15 protein-coding genes are annotated in these 14,027 nt (G+C 71.1%); 7 read left to right on the top strand and 8 right to left on the bottom strand.

The window, feature by feature from the left end; translation table 11 throughout:
* Nucleotides 1-174 precede the first annotated feature (174 nt).
* Nucleotides 175-1,302 (top strand): magnesium and cobalt transport protein CorA, encoded by a 1,128-nt coding sequence (locus OG780_RS30835; RefSeq protein ID WP_328453658.1) that lies wholly within the window; start codon nt 175-177, stop codon nt 1,300-1,302.
* Between the two features lie 67 nt (nt 1,303-1,369).
* Here OG780_RS30835 and OG780_RS30830 read toward each other — a convergent pair whose 3' ends face one another.
* Nucleotides 1,370-1,807: a CBS domain-containing protein gene (locus OG780_RS30830; protein ID WP_326788422.1), complete on the bottom strand. Its 438-nt coding sequence runs from the start codon at nt 1,805-1,807 to the stop codon at nt 1,370-1,372.
* Between the two features lie 122 nt (nt 1,808-1,929).
* Nucleotides 1,930-2,571: a uridine kinase gene (locus OG780_RS30825; protein ID WP_328453657.1), complete on the bottom strand. Its 642-nt coding sequence runs from the start codon at nt 2,569-2,571 to the stop codon at nt 1,930-1,932.
* A gap of 141 nt (nt 2,572-2,712) precedes the next feature.
* Here OG780_RS30825 and OG780_RS30820 point away from each other — a divergent pair, with 141 nt between their 5' ends.
* The 3 genes from OG780_RS30820 (at nt 2,713) to OG780_RS30810 (ending at nt 6,007) form a co-directional block, all read left to right on the top strand.
* On the top strand, nt 2,713-3,408 hold the full coding sequence (locus tag OG780_RS30820; protein ID WP_328453655.1) for a DUF2293 domain-containing protein: 696 nt from the start codon (nt 2,713-2,715) through the stop codon (nt 3,406-3,408).
* Between the two features lie 409 nt (nt 3,409-3,817).
* Nucleotides 3,818-4,297 (top strand): anthrone oxygenase family protein, encoded by a 480-nt coding sequence (locus OG780_RS30815; protein WP_326788419.1) that lies wholly within the window; start codon nt 3,818-3,820, stop codon nt 4,295-4,297.
* Nucleotides 4,298-4,513: 216 nt separating this feature from the next.
* Entirely contained in the window at nt 4,514-6,007 is a 1,494-nt protein-coding gene (locus OG780_RS30810) for a glutamate synthase subunit beta (protein WP_328453653.1), read from the top strand.
* 61 nt (nt 6,008-6,068) lie between these two features.
* Here the strand turns inward: OG780_RS30810 and OG780_RS30805 are convergent, their stop codons facing one another.
* From OG780_RS30805 to OG780_RS30795, 3 genes are all read right to left on the bottom strand, one after another.
* The gene (locus OG780_RS30805; protein ID WP_328453651.1) at nt 6,069-6,872 is read right to left on the bottom strand and encodes an SAM-dependent methyltransferase; all 804 of its coding nucleotides are present in this window, start codon (nt 6,870-6,872) and stop codon (nt 6,069-6,071) included.
* Between the two features lie 85 nt (nt 6,873-6,957).
* The gene (locus tag OG780_RS30800) at nt 6,958-7,236 is read right to left on the bottom strand and encodes a DUF397 domain-containing protein (RefSeq protein WP_326788416.1); all 279 of its coding nucleotides are present in this window, start codon (nt 7,234-7,236) and stop codon (nt 6,958-6,960) included.
* Nucleotides 7,237-8,097 carry a helix-turn-helix domain-containing protein gene (locus OG780_RS30795; protein WP_328453649.1) on the bottom strand — a complete coding sequence of 287 codons (861 nt, stop codon included), beginning with the start codon at nt 8,095-8,097 and terminating at the stop codon, nt 7,237-7,239.
* Between the two features lie 260 nt (nt 8,098-8,357).
* On the opposite strand from OG780_RS30795, the gene OG780_RS30790 reads away from it, so the two are divergent.
* Together OG780_RS30790 and OG780_RS30785 are read left to right on the top strand one after the other, a co-directional pair.
* Entirely contained in the window at nt 8,358-9,095 is a 738-nt protein-coding gene (locus OG780_RS30790; protein ID WP_328453647.1) for an ATP-binding protein, read from the top strand.
* On the top strand, nt 9,092-9,538 hold the full coding sequence (locus tag OG780_RS30785; RefSeq protein WP_328453646.1) for a hypothetical protein: 447 nt from the start codon (nt 9,092-9,094) through the stop codon (nt 9,536-9,538). Before OG780_RS30790 ends, OG780_RS30785 begins: the two co-directional genes overlap by 4 nt.
* A gap of 66 nt (nt 9,539-9,604) precedes the next feature.
* Here OG780_RS30785 and OG780_RS30780 read toward each other — a convergent pair whose 3' ends face one another.
* From OG780_RS30780 to OG780_RS30770, 3 genes are all read right to left on the bottom strand, one after another.
* The gene (locus OG780_RS30780; protein ID WP_261703432.1) at nt 9,605-9,778 is read right to left on the bottom strand and encodes a hypothetical protein; all 174 of its coding nucleotides are present in this window, start codon (nt 9,776-9,778) and stop codon (nt 9,605-9,607) included.
* A gap of 232 nt (nt 9,779-10,010) precedes the next feature.
* Complete coding sequence (locus OG780_RS30775; protein WP_443062236.1) at nt 10,011-11,909, bottom strand: FUSC family protein; 1,899 nt, start codon at nt 11,907-11,909, stop codon at nt 10,011-10,013.
* Between the two features lie 689 nt (nt 11,910-12,598).
* Nucleotides 12,599-13,336 carry a DUF7873 family protein gene (locus tag OG780_RS30770; protein ID WP_261703435.1) on the bottom strand — a complete coding sequence of 246 codons (738 nt, stop codon included), beginning with the start codon at nt 13,334-13,336 and terminating at the stop codon, nt 12,599-12,601.
* Nucleotides 13,337-13,576: 240 nt separating this feature from the next.
* On the opposite strand from OG780_RS30770, the gene OG780_RS30765 reads away from it, so the two are divergent.
* A complete protein-coding gene (locus OG780_RS30765) occupies nt 13,577-14,014 on the top strand; it encodes a RidA family protein (RefSeq protein WP_328453642.1) in 438 nt (145 codons plus the stop codon).
* The last annotated feature ends 13 nt before the right edge of the window (nt 14,015-14,027 follow it).

Here is a 14,027-nt window from a genome sequence, read left to right as displayed (position 1 = left end):
TAGTCAGCATGGACGTTGCGCGAGGGGTCCGTCCCGCCGCGTCTGTCCGAGCCGTCCGCACACCGGAACGGAATGCTCCGTTCCCACAGGTTTTTCCGGTGTCCGACCAGGCCTGGCACACTGGCGTGCCAGGCGCAAAGTGCGGCCCGGGGAGATCCACGCGAGGAGATCCAGATGTCCATGGCAGGGAATTTGCGGAGGGTGACGGCTCTCGGCGCGGTCGACGGCCTCCGCAGAGTGGCACGGCTGACACGGCGGAACCGCCGTGTCGACCTGAGTCACCCCGCCCGGTCTCCGCTGGGCTCCTCGGTGGTGAACTGTGTGGCGTACCGGGACGGCGTGCGCATCCCCGAGGGCCGCGATCTGGTGGACACCGTGCAGCGGATCCGCAAACGCGACCAGGGATTCGTCTGGCTCGGACTGCACGAACCGACCGACGTCGAGTTCGCGGACATCGCGGAGCTCTTCGACCTGCATCCCCTGGCCGTCGAGGACGCGGTGGAGGCTCATCAGCGTCCGAAGCTGGAGTGGTACGGCGACACGCTGTTCGCGGTGTTCAAAACGGTCTGCTACGTGGAGCACAAGGAGTTGACGGCGACCAGTGAGGTGGTGAACACCGGCGAGATCATGGTGTTCGTCGGTCCGGACTTCGTCATCACCGTGCGGCACGGACGCCACGGATCCCTGGGCCCGCTGCGCGAGGAACTGGAGTCCGACGCACAGCAGTTGTCCAAGGGGCCGGCCGCGGTCCTGCACGCGGTCGCGGACCATGTGGTCGACGAGTTCGTGAGCGTCGCGGACTCCGTCCAGGCGGACATCGACCAGGTCGAGGCCGACGTGTTCGCTCCGAACGGCGCACGCGCCGACGCGGGCCGCATCTACCAGCTCAAGCGTGAACTCCTCGAACTGAAGCGGTCCGTGGTCCCGCTCGCCCGGCCCGTCCAGGAGCTGGCGACCCGGCCGACCCGCGTGGTCGACCCGGAGATACAGGCGTACTTCCGTGACGTCTCCGACCATCTGCTGCGGGTCACCGAGCAGATAGCCGCCTTCGACGAACTGCTCAACTCGATCCTGCAGGCGCATCTCGCGCAGGTGACGGTGGCGCAGAACGAGGACATGCGGAAGATCACGGCATGGGCGGCGGTCATCGCCGTCCCCACCATGGTCTGCGGCGTCTACGGCATGAACTTCGACAACATGCCCGAACTGCACTGGAGGTTCGGTTACCCCATCGTCATCGGCGTCATATCCGTCGGCTGCCTCATCCTCTACCGAGGGTTCCGGCGCAACGGCTGGCTCTGACATCTGCCTCGCCGGCACGTCCGGCCGGTCGGTCGGTCGGGGTGGTGCGGGCCGGAGGACCGTCCGGTCATCCCGTCGCGCTGCCCGCGCCCCTCGCGTAGACACTCTCGACCCACGCGGCGAGTTGTTCGTCGCTGAGGTGCTGGGCGAGGTCGGCCTCGCTGATCATGCCGACCAGTCGTTTGTCCTCGATCACCGGAAGCCGGCGGATCTGGTGCCCCTTCATCTCCTGGAGCACTTCGCCGACATCGGCGCCCGCGTCGATCCAACGCGGTGTGCCCTTGGCCATCTCACCCGCGGTGACCTGCGCGGGGTCATGGCCCATGGCCACACAGCCGACGACGATGTCGCGGTCCGTGAGAATGCCGCAGAGGCGTTCGTCCTGGTCGCTGATGGGCAGCGCGCCCACGTTGAGCTCGCGCATCAGCTGGGCGGCGCGGTCCAGGGTCTCGTGGGCGGGGATCCACTGGGCACCACGGTGCATGATGTCTCCGGCGGTGGTCATGGAGTACCTCCCGGTGCCGGACGGCCGGCGCGGCGCGGAACACACCGCTAGTCCCGGCGCCCTTTATTCTCGCCGCGTCCCAGGGGCCACGCACCTGGAGATCCGTGGATCCGGGTCCCCGGTCAGCCGTTCCAGGCCGGGTGACGGGGGTCGTCCGCCCGTACGAGGACGTCGGCGGCGGCGTCCGGACCCACCTCCCTCTCGTAGAGGGCGAACGCGGGCAGTGTCCAGTGCTCCGCCTCGGGGGTACGGCGCCTGAGGGCACCCGGAGAAAGGAGTGTGTGGACGCTGAGGTCGAACGGGAACCAGTGACGCAGCAGGAGGGGGCCGTGAAGCAACAGAATTCCACCGGGCGGGAGTTGGACGTACGGACTGCGGGTGGCCCGGTCGGTGACGGGGTCCCGGAGGTCGGGCAGGACCCTGCCGTCGCCGCCGGGTTCGAGGGGGCCGAAGACCTCGCGCCACAGGGCGCCGGTGTCGAACCAGCCGTCGTAGTAGGCCTCGACGTCCTGGTGACCGTGTTCGAGCCGGACCGACGCGGGACGCAGGAAGTCCTGCACGCCGACGACCAGCGAGGGACGGCCGCGTACCCGCAGCGCCTCGAAGACGCGCTGGGCGAGCTCGCCGGTGCCGGCGGCCGGCGCTCCGTCGAAGGCGACGCGTGGCCAGGGGCTGCCGTCCTGCGGTTTCAGGTCGAGCAGACGATCGGCGAGGTGGTCGCCGAGCCGTTCCCAGGTGATCGCTTCGAGTCGCACAGGCCCCATGATGCCGCGCGCGTGAGGGAACCCGACCGGTGCGTCGGGCCGCGAGCGGACGTGGAGGGCAGCGGGCCACCGGGGCGTGCGTCGTACACGGGTATCGCCCGACGGCGTAGATGTGGCATCCGTCCGGGGAAGGAACCGCGTATGGCACCGATCGCTGAGCCCCCGCGCCGGAACGGACTCCTCGTCGTCCAGCCGCTCAGGAAGCGGCACTGTGTCGAGTGCCGGAGCGGGCCGCTCCCGCTGCTGGTGCTGGAGGAGGGGGCGCCTCGATGTCTGGACTGTGCGGATCTCGGACACCTGGTGTTCCTGCCGCGCGGCGACACGGCGCTGACGCGCAGATCGCGGGAGGGCAGCACGCTGTCGGCGGTGGTCGTGCGGTTCAACCGGCGACGGGGGCGCTACGAGCGGCAGGGCGTCATGGTCGAGGAGGCGGCGCTCGCCCTGGCAGAGGAGCGGTGTCTGGCGGACGCGGAGGCACGGCGGCGACGCCGGGCACGGGACGCGCGGCGCCGGGAGGCGGAGGACGTCCGCTTCACGGAGGCGTTCGCGCGGGAGATATCCCGGCTGTTCCCGGCCTGTCCGGCCGACCGGGCACGAGCGATCGCCGCACACGCCTCGGTGCGCGGCAGCGGGCGGGTCGGGCGCAGCTCGGCGGGCCGCGCGCTGTCCGAGGCGGCGGTGACCGCGGCGGTCCGCGCGTCGGTACGGCACACGGAGACCCCGTACGACCATCTGCTGATGAGCGGTGTCTCGCGTCACGAGGCACGCCGCCGGATCGCGGCGACGGTGGACACGAGGCTCTGGGAATGGCGTGACGACGTCACCGCACAGGCGTGAGCGAAGGGGCACCCGGTGCGGGCGCGGGTGACGAGCGAGGGCTCGCGCGGGCGTGTGGGAGCAGGAAGGCTCGAGGGCTCGCACGGGGTAAGAGCCAGGTACGAGCGAAGGGTTCACGCGGGTGCGGTCGGACGGCCGGCAACCGTCGCGGGGTGTCGGCTGCCGTGCGATCGGACGGTCGGCGGGCGTCGCGGGGCGGGGCGGTCGGCGGCGATGTGAGGAGACGGCCGGCGGGCGTCGCGGGCGGTCGGCCGGAGCGTGAGGGGACGGAGGGCGGGCCGGCGGAGACGGTCGCGCATGGGTGTGCGGCGCTCGGCCATGGCCGTTGTCGGCGTGGGGGATTTCGCTTGAGATGACGGCCGGCGCTGTGCAGGATCCTGGCTCCGGCCGGTTCGACACGGGAGTGGACATGATCGATGGACCGTATTTCGTGCTGACCCTGCTGGGGGTGCTCGGCTGTGGGCTGATGGCCGGGGTGTTCTGCGGCTTCTCGACCTTCGTGATGAGAGCCCTCGCCCAGCTGCCGCCGTCGCAGGGAGTCGCCGCGATGAACGCGATCAACGTCGCCGCGGTCCGTCCCCCGTTCATGGTGGTGTTCATCGGGTCGGCGGTACTGAGCTCGGTGCTGGCGGTGGTGACGTTCGTGCTGCTGCCGGACGACGGGACGGTGGAGTTGCTGCTCGGCAGCGCGCTGTACCTGTTCGGGGCGTTCGGGGTGACGATCGCGGCGAACGTCCCGCGTAACGACGCGCTGCTGAAGCTGGACCCCGAAACCCCGGAGGCCGCCGCCTACTGGCCCGTATTCGTGCGCCAGTGGACGATGTGGAACCACGTCCGCACCGCCGCCTCGGCCGCGGCTGCGGTGTCCTACGCGCTCGCCCTCGCCTGAGCCCTGCGTCCCTCCCCTGCCCCGGTGCGTCGCGCCGCCCCGCCCCGCCCGCGACCGCCCGGGTCCGAATCCTCGGCCCGTTGTCGTCCGGGGCGGCGGCGGGTGCGCGGGCGACGTATCGTGGCTGGAAAGGGGTGCTGCCCGGATTCCGTGGCCGAGGACGGCCGATGTCCGTGCAGCTGTACCCCCTCGTACGCGTCCATGAGGGAGACGGCCATGGCCGATCCCAAGGGTTTCTTGACCACACCACGCCAGGAGTATCCGCGCCGGCCGATCCCGGAGCGGGTACGGGACTGGAACGAGGTGTACGTTCCCGGAAGCCTGCTGCCGATCATCGAGAAACAGGCCGACCGCTGCATGGACTGCGGCATCCCCTTCTGTCACGACGCGTGTCCCCTGGGCAATCTGATCCCCGAGTGGAACGACCTCGTCTCGCGCGACGACTGGCGGGCGGCTAGCGACCGGCTGCACGCCACGAACAACTTCCCCGAGTTCACCGGGCGGTTGTGCCCCGCTCCGTGCGAGGCGGGCTGTGTGCTGGCGATCAACCAGCCGGCGGTCACCATCAAGAACGTCGAGGTGGCTATCGCCGACCGCGCCTGGGAGGACGGGTTCACACCACCGAGTCCGCCGGACCGCCTCTCGGGGCGGACGGTCGCGGTCGTCGGGTCGGGGCCCACCGGGCTCGCCGCGGCACAGCAGTTGACCCGGGCCGGTCATACGGTGGCCGTGTACGAACGAGCGGACCGGATCGGCGGTCTGCTGCGGTACGGAATCCCCGCGTTCAAGATGGAGAAGCGGCATCTGGACCGTCGGCTGGCCCAGATGCGAGCGGAGGGAACCAAGTTCCGCACATCGACGGCGATCGGAACCGACATCGGGGCGGCCGAGCTCAAGGCCCGCTACGACGCCGTGATTCTGGCGCTCGGCGCCACCGCCTGGCGCGAACTGGACGTACCCGGCAGACAGTTGTCCGGCATCCATCAGGCGATGGAGTACCTTCCGCTGGCCGACCGGGTGTGCGAGGGGGATCTGGAGGTCTCCCCGTTGTCCGCGGCGGGCAGGCATGTGGTGATCGTCGGCGGCGGTGACACCGGCGCCGACTGTCTGGGGACGGCGGTGCGAGAGGGCGCCGCTTCCGTGACCCAGCTCGACATCTATCCGCAGCCGGAGGCCGAGCGCGACGAGGACGCCGAGCCGTGGCCGACGTATCCGAAGATCTACCGGCTCTCCGCCGCGCACGAGGAAGCCGGCGCGCTGGGCACGGCCCCCGCCGCCGACGCGGACGCCCGGCTCTTCGCCGCGTCCACGCTCCGGTTCGAGGGGGACGCGGACGGCCGGGTGCGCTCGCTGCGTCTCGTCGAGGTCGACGAGGTGCGCCGCCCGATCCCCGACTCCGCGCGGACCCTGCCCGCCGACCTCGTCCTGCTCGCACTCGGCTTCTCCGGCCCGGACCCGCACGACGGTGTGATCGACCAGCTGAGGCTGGAACTCGAACCGCGCGGCACGATCGCCCGCGGCGCCGACTTCGGCACGAACGTTCCCGGGGTGTACGCGGCGGGGGACGCGGCGCGCGGGCAGTCGCTGGTGGTGTGGGCCATCGCCGAGGGCCGGGCGGTCGCCGCGGCGGTGGACCGGGCACTCAGCGGGGCGGCCCGCTCGCGTCTGCCGGCACCGATCGGACCGTACGACCGCCCCATGACCGCGTAGCACGGACCGCGCGCGGACGGTCGCGCCCGTCGCACCTTCGGACCGTCGCGCCTTGAGCGGCCTACGGTTTGCGTGCCACCGCTCCGTATCCGGGGATGACCCCGTCCTCCTGACCCGGGACCGGTTCACCCAGTTCCGGGTGCCACTCGTGGACCACCGCGACGCCCGGCTCGACCAGGTCGAGGCCGTCGAAGAAGCGGGTGAACTCCGCGCGGGAGCGCAGCGCCAGGGTGACGCCCGCCGCCTTGAGCTTCTCGATCGCCGCGACCGACTCCTCGGGAGTGAAGTCGGCGGTGGCGTGGGTGACCATCAGATAGCTGCCGGACGGCAGTTCGGACAGCAGACGGCCGACCAGGGCGTGTGCGCCGTCCGCGTCGGAGACGAAGTGGAGCAGCGCCACGAGGGAGAGCGCCACGGGCCGGCCGAAGTCCAGGACCTTCCGCGCCCCGTCGAGGATGGCCTCCGGATCCCGCGCGTCGGCTTGGAGGTACTCGGTCGCTCCCGCGTCCGAGCTGCGCAGCAGGGCTGCCGCGTGGGCCAGCACGATCGGGTCGTTGTCGCAGTACACGACCCGCGCGTCGGGCGCGACGGCCTGGGCGATCTGGTGCAGGTTCGGCTCGGTCGGGATGCCGGTGCCGATGTCGAGGAACTGCCGCACTCCGTTCTGGGCCAGCCAGCGTGTGGCACGGTGCATGAAGGCGCGGTTGACCCGGGCCATCACCGGCACCCTCGGGTCGAGGGCGAGCATCTGGCGGCCCATCTCCTCGTCGACGGGGTAGTTGTCCTTGCCGCCGAGATACCAGTCGTACATCCGCGCCGGATGCGGTTTACCGGTGTCCATTCCGGTCGGGGGCTGCCCGGTCATGACGGTCTCCGTAAGTCCGCGCCGTGGTAAGTGATCAACTCGGAACCAAATTCAGGGAAGTCGTGGAAAAGAGAAAGCAAGTCGTTCAGGAGAGAAGGAAGTCCGCCTCTCCCGCTTTCGCACCCTCGATGAAAGCGGTCATCTCGCCGGGCGTGTAGATGAGGGCGGGACCGTCCGGGTCCGCCGACTGGCGTACGGCGATACGACCGTCGGCGAGTTTCATCGCCTCCAGGCAGTTGCCGCCGTTGCCTCCGCTCCACGGTTTGTGCCAGCCCTCGCTGCCCAGTTCACGGGCGGGCATTCCGTTGTAGATGCGCACGTTGCCTATTCGCGGGTTGATGCGTTCCGGCGTGACGCGTTCCATTCACAGCTCCTTGCGGAGATCCCGGAGGATCTCCTTCGTGCGATGTGCCGTAGCGGCTTGGGCCGCCATGCGGTCCATGACCTCCAGGTGGGTCGCCACCTCGGAACGCGCGTCCAGGTAGACAGCGCCGGTCAGGTACTCGCTGTAGACCATGTCCGGGAGTTCCGGCATGGCAAATCGGAACAGCACGAAGGGCCCGTACGTGCCGGGATGCGGACCCGAGGAGAACGGGATCACCTGCAACGTCACATGGGGCAGCTTCGTGGCCTGAAGCAACTTGTCGATCTGGGCGCGCATCACCTCGGGGCCGCCGATGGTGCGGCGCAGCACCGTCTCGTCCATCACCACCCAGATCCGGGGCGCGTCCTCGCGCGTGAGCAGATTCTGGCGCTGCATGCGCAGCGCGACATGGCGCTCGATGTCCTCGGGCCTGGTCTGCCCGATGGCTCCCGCCTTCAGGACGCCGCGCGCGTAGTCCTCGGTCTGCAACAGGCCCGGAACGAAGTGCGGTTCGTAGGAGCGCAGCAGGGAGGCGGCGCCTTCCAGGCTGACGTGCATGGAGAACCAGTCGGGCAGGATGTCGTGGAACCGCTGCCACCAGCCGGGCTTGTTGGCGTCCTCCGCGAGCCGGACGAAGGCTTCGGCCTCCTGGTCTCCGACGCCGTACGACTTCAACAGGAGCTGGAGGTACGGGATTTTGAGGGAGACCTCGGCCATCTCCATCCGGCGGACCGTCGCGGGGGCGACACGCAGGATCCGCGCGGCCTCCTCGCGCTTGAGACCCGCGCGTTCCCGCAGGTCCAGCAGCCGCCGTCCGAGAACGACCTGGCCGACCGTCGGCGCGGACCGCGGTTCGCTCACGTCCCACCTCCACTGAGTCCGGGCAGCCCGTTCGGCGCCGTCCGGGTTCTTCCTCGTCCGCCTCGACGATCCCAACTGGCGCCGCTTCGCTAGCTGTTGCCAGCAGTGTGCCACGCGCCCCCACAGCGTCACACGGCACTCTGCATTTTTCAGAGTGAGTCTTGCCAAGTGTTCGCGGCGACGCGATAGTGGCAAGCGTGATTCCGTCCGCGCCGTTAGGAACAGACGCCGCCGAAGACCGGTCCGGTCTCCGTGCCGCCATGGGGCAGCGCCCCCACGCGGCCGCCGAGCGGCGGTTCCGCTTCGAGTTGGCCGCACACCCGGGCTCCGTGGCACAGGCGAGACGCCTGGCCCGGTCCCGCCTGGCCGGCTGGGCGGTGTGCGAGGACACCTGTGACACGGCGACCCTCGTGGTTTCGGAACTGGTCACCAACGCGATCGTCCATGCCGCCGGACAACGTGTGATCTGCGAACTGCAGGACGCCGACGACGTGGTGCGCATAGCCGTGTGTGACGAGGGGTGCGCTCCTGGCGAGCCGCACCCCTCCCCGCAGCGGCCCGACGAGGAGCACGGGAGGGGATTGCTTCTCGTCGCGGCAGTGTCCAGGGCCTGGGGGGCCCAGGACACCGGGCCCGGTCTGCTGGTGTGGGCGGAGATCCCGCGCTCGGCAGACCGGGCCGAAAACACCAGGCGCGAACCGGGCTCGCCCGAAGCGGGCACCGGCCCGCGGGCGGACCTCGGCTGGAGCGCGAAGAAGCCCCCGAACGACGGTCGGGGCACCGGGGCGGAGGGATCCTGGGGGGCGGGAATCGTGGGGAACCCCCAGCTTCCCTCCGTCCGGAACGGGAACGGCGACGGGGATCGGCGGCGGGACGTGGATCCCTGTGGGGACGGGGATCCACGTCGGAACGGCGATCCCCGTCAGGCTGGGGACCCGGGTCGGGCGCACAACCGGGAACAGGATCAGGAACAAGAACGGGATCGGGAGAGCCTGTGAGCCGTACGTCTGCGGCGGGGCCTGCGGCGCAGGTCCTGAGCCTGGACACGCTGGTCCGCGTGAGCCGCGGACGGCGACAACCCGGGCCGCCGAGGCGTCTCCCCGTTCCCGAGGACATGAACGTGCCGCTGGGCTGCGACGCGGTGTCGGTGCCCGCCCGCCTCGGCCCGTTGCTGCTGTCGCGGCTGCCTCGCGTGGGCTGCGTCTACGCCGACGGGGCTCACTGGTGGTGGATCGTTCCCTCCGACTCCGATGTCGCCCTGGAGTGGCCGACGCCCGCCCACTACGTCACGGGGGCGGTCGTGCCGGACGCACCTCGGATTCCCGGGCTCATCCACAAACCGGATGGCACGCTTCCATATACCCCGCCGATCCCCTTGTATCTGGCGGTGTGCCAGGTCACGGGCACGACACCCGCCTGGTCACGCCCGATCAGCGCGTGAGGCTTCGGTGCCGGCGGTCGCGGAGGCAAGTGGTCCCGTCTCCGGGGGCGACTGGTCCCGGCCCCCTCACTCGACGCCGTCGGCACCGCCCACGACGACCAGGAACGCGTCGGAGGCGAGATCCATGACGACCTCCGCCGCCTGGCCCTCCTGGCGGCGCGCCTGCGCGAACTCCTCCGCGGGCCACGACCCGCGTGGTCCTCCTGCGGGAAAGCGCTCCAGCACCATTCGCCCGTTCACCGTCTACCTCCATGTCACGCCGCTGTGGAGAGTTAAACGCCTGCCATGGGGTGAACGGCTCTGGCAGTGACGGTACTGAGACGAAGTCCACACCAGGCAGCAGCACAGCCGCGACGGACCCCGCGGGTCCTCTTGCTCGTCACGTGAGCCGGCCACTCCGCCGGCCGACTCCTCGGTCGGTCGCCCTCGGGTGTCCCGTCCCCGAGGCCGTACGGCACCCGTGCCCCGAGCGTCACACCGCGACGGGCCGCGTGGGCGCGGTCCGCAGTCCCGCGCGCTCGCGCCGCTCGGCCAGTTCGCCGAGGAGTTCGGCGATCCGCTCGGTGTGCCGGGGCGTGAGCCGGCCGGTGTCGTCGAGCTGCACGGCGCACGCCGTGGCCGTGTCGACGAGCCGTTCCAGGGTGGCCGCGACCGCGTCGGTGCCCTCGGAGTGCCGTGCCAGGGCGGGGAGTTCGGCCGCGGCGAGATCGATCGCGGCACGGGCCTCGGCGAGCGCGCGATAGGCCTCACGGCGCAGGACCCAGCGGCCTGTACGGTCGCGGGCCGTACCGTCGCTCAGCACATGGGCGAGATAGACGTCCGCCGCCTCGCCGGCCCGGGTGAGCCTCGCCCGCACGGTCCCGCCACGCTGGCCGAGCGTCGGCAGATGTCCGACGAGCAGCACGATCGCGCAGGCCAGCAGGGTCTCCGCGATCCGGTTCCAGGAAGCCTGCGGCTCACCGCCGACCATCACCAGGGCGAGGACGAGGACCGTGACGACGGCGGTCTGCGCGGCGAAGTGCCGGGTGGCGACGGGGATGAGGGCGCCGCTGACCGCGACCAGCGCGACGAACCCCTCCGGCCGCGGCAGCAGAAGAGCGAGCCCCGCGAAGACGACCGCGCCGAGGACGGTGCCGGCCGCACGGCACAGCACGCGGGAGGCGAGCGGTCCCAGATCGGGCTTGACCAGGAAGACGGCGGTCGCGGGGAGCCAGTACCAGTGCGGGTGGTTGCCGTACCAGCGCGCGTGGTGCAGGGCCTGTGCCACGGCGACGCTCGCGCCGAAGCAGAGGGCGACCCGGAGGCCGTACTCGCGCCCCGCGGCACCGATCGCGGTGCGGACGAGGGAGGCAGCGGTACGCCGCCTGTTGTGCAGGGCGTTCCCGAAGCCCCGGTCGAAGGTCTCGGCGGCATGCAGCAGGGCGTCGTGGAGGGCCCTCAGCGCGGGCACGACGGGTGTGCCGCCGGGCGGGCCGGACCCGGCGCCGGGGACGGCGGGCGCCGGCAGGGGCCCGGTGGGGGCGCCGGTGCGGACCGCGACGGCGAGCCGCCGTGGGCCCTCCGCGGCCCGTGCGGGTACGACCTCGCCCGCCCAGGCGAGCGCGGTCGCGGCCTCGGCGAGCGGCAGGGCGGCGGCGTACTGCGCGTGCAGTCGCCGCTCGGCAGCGGAACTGGCGTACCGCCGCAGCCGGGGCCCGTCGAGCGCGTCCTGCGCGTGGTCGAGGGCCGCGGTCAGCGCGACGCGCCGCCGGGTCGCGTCGGGCCCGCCCACGGCGAGCAGCAGCCGGGCGATGGCGTCGTACACACCGCCGACCGCGTCCCGCTCCCCGTCGAAGCGGTAGTCGCCGGTGTTCACCGCGGTCGTCGGCAGCGCCAGCCGCAGCGCGAGGAGCCAGCCGGCCCCGCCGAGGAAGAGCAGCGCACGTACCCAGCCCGGTTCGGGCAACGGCATCCCGGCCCCGATCGCCGAGCCCACGAGCAACTGGGTCGCCGCCCCGGAGGCGACGGGGCCGACCGCGCTGACGGCTCCGGCCAGCAGTCCGAGCCCGGTGAGAACGAGGGTGAGCGCCACGGCGCCGGTGTGCTGTCCGGCGTACGAACCGATGAGCAGACCGGTGGCCCCGGCGAGGGCCGGTACCCCGAGCCGTTCGACGGCGACCCGTCGGCTGCCCGGCCGGTCGTTGATCCCCGTCAGCATGGCGCCGAGGGCGGCGATCACTCCGAGTGAGGTACGCCCGCTCAGGACGGCCGCGAGCAGCAACGGCCCGGAGGCCAGCGCACCCCGCACGACCGCGTTCCAGGGGACCGGTCCGCGCTGGGCGCGCAGGGCATGGGCGAGCCAGGGCGGTACGGCGAGGGGGGTGATGCGCACGGGGCTCCTGTCGGGCGAGGGCGGGTGCCTTCGGGCGACGTCGGCCGGGCTCGTGTCGTTACCAGGGTAGTGCGCGTCGTCCCCGGACAGCGAACGCGCGGATTTCCGCGACGTGACATTTCACGGGGGACGGACGTGGCGGGCTGCGGAAGCAATTCACGGTGGCCGGACGCGGCGAGCTGCGGGAGCAACTCACGGGGCGACTGGCGTGGACAGCTTCGGGAGCATCCACGGGAGACGGACGTGGAGAGTTTCGGGAGGGAGGAGGAGCGGGTCCGAGGGCGTAGCCGGCCCCCGGACCCTGAGATGCCGCCATGTCGCACGCCGGCACGCTTGAGAACCCAGGTCAGTCGTTATGTCGCCGCGTCCTGCCTTTGGACCACCACGCATCGAGCTGCGCGGACTGGACTTGAACCAGCATCTCGGCGTACTGGGGCCTGGGCCCGGTCGATCCGGCGATCGGCGGCGAATGCTGAGTCTGGAGCAATAGTCTGAGATTGATCACGGTCTGCCTCTGCCGAGTTGGGCTACCGCGGCTCGTGGACACTCCGTGGATCCGGAGTGCCGCTTGGTGCCGCGGGGAGGACTCGAACCTCCACTGGAACCGTGCATTCACGACAAGCCTCAGGTTCAGCTTGCGCTCCTCGCGCACCCCGGCCGCGGTGCGTTGTGGCCGGGGAGTTCAAAGGCTACCCCTGGGCGAACAGGTAGCCGAAGACAGCGTCGCCGACGCGCTGGTCGACGACATCCGCGCCGTTGGCCTCCTCGCGGGCGAACTTGACCGCCTGCTGCAACTTCTCGACACGGTCGAGGAGTTCGTTCACGCGCCGCGCGGGCAGGGCTCCGGAGAACTTGACGGTCGTCCAGTACCCGACGGGAATGTCCTCGTAGTACACCTCGACCTGGGCCGGGTGCTTCTCGGTGGCCTCGGCCTTGACGTGGTTCCGCGGGACCTTCTTCGTGCGAAGGGTCCGCACCGGCTCGGTCTTCCAGGCGTCCGTGGAGGGATCCCGCACCCAGGACTCGGAGGCGTCGAGGACGGGCAACTTCCTTACGAAGGTGTTGAGATCGGTGAGCTGCTTCTCGAGGAAGAGCAGATAGGACACCGGTACCTCGGCGACGAGTACGCGCCCGTCCACCACCACATCGGCCCTCGCCGCGCAGTTGGCCCAGTCCTTGGTGGCGGTCACGTCGAACAGCCGCGTCAGGGTCGCCGCGGTGGCCCGCAGCACGTCCTCGGCCTGCACCTGGACCCGGGTCGACTCGGGCGGCAGCTGCTCGCCCTCCTCGTCCTTCGGCTGGTACGTCCGCGAGATGCCCGCGAGCAACGCGGGCTTCTGCAGGCCATGATGAGCAGCCGTCAGGTCCTGATGGGACTTGGACTTGATGCCCTTCTCCACTGCGATGATCTGATTGAGTTTCGCCACGTCGGTGACCGTAGCAGTGTCGACGGGGATCACTCGAAGGATTATTCGCCCGGGACGGGCCCAGTGCCTCCGCCCCCGTGTCGGTTCGCCCCATGCCCGGCACCCGCGCGTCGGTCGGCCGCGCGTCCGCCGCGCCCGGCGCGCCGTCGACGGTAATGGAGGTGCGCGGGCCCGTGCCGGACCCGCATCATCGGCAGGTTGTCCGCCACCCGTCGGCGGACCCCACCCACAGGAGCCCCCATGGTCCAGCGCGTCACCGTTCCCAGCCTCTTCGCGCCGCCCGTCTACGCGCACGCGTCCGTCGTCGAGGCGGGGACGAAGCTCGCCTTCCTCGCCGGGTCCGTGCCGCTCGACGCCGACGGGAAGCTGGTCGGCGCGGGCGATCCCGTACGCCAGGCCGAGCAGGTACTGGCCAACCTCGACGAACAGCTGCGCGCGGTGGGGAGCGACATGGCCCATGTCGTGTCGACCGACGTGTACGTCGTCAGCGGTGAGCCCGCGGTGCTGTCCGCGGTCTGGAATGTCGTCGAGGCCTCGGGGCTGAGCATCGGCCCGCACTCCTCGACCCTGCTCGGCGTGGCCTGTCTCGGGTACACCGGGCAGCTCGTGGAGATCACGGCGACCGCCGTCGTCCCCGAGACCGAACCGGCGGCCGGCGGTGGGCCCGACCGCGCCTGACACCCGCGGAACG

The organism is Streptomyces sp. NBC_00386, from assembly GCF_036063235.1.
In the GTDB taxonomy this organism is placed as follows: Bacteria; Actinomycetota; Actinomycetes; order Streptomycetales; family Streptomycetaceae; genus Streptomyces.
The sequence above is the reverse complement of the archived record's forward strand: the minus strand, read 5'-3'. Positions and strand labels throughout refer to the sequence as shown.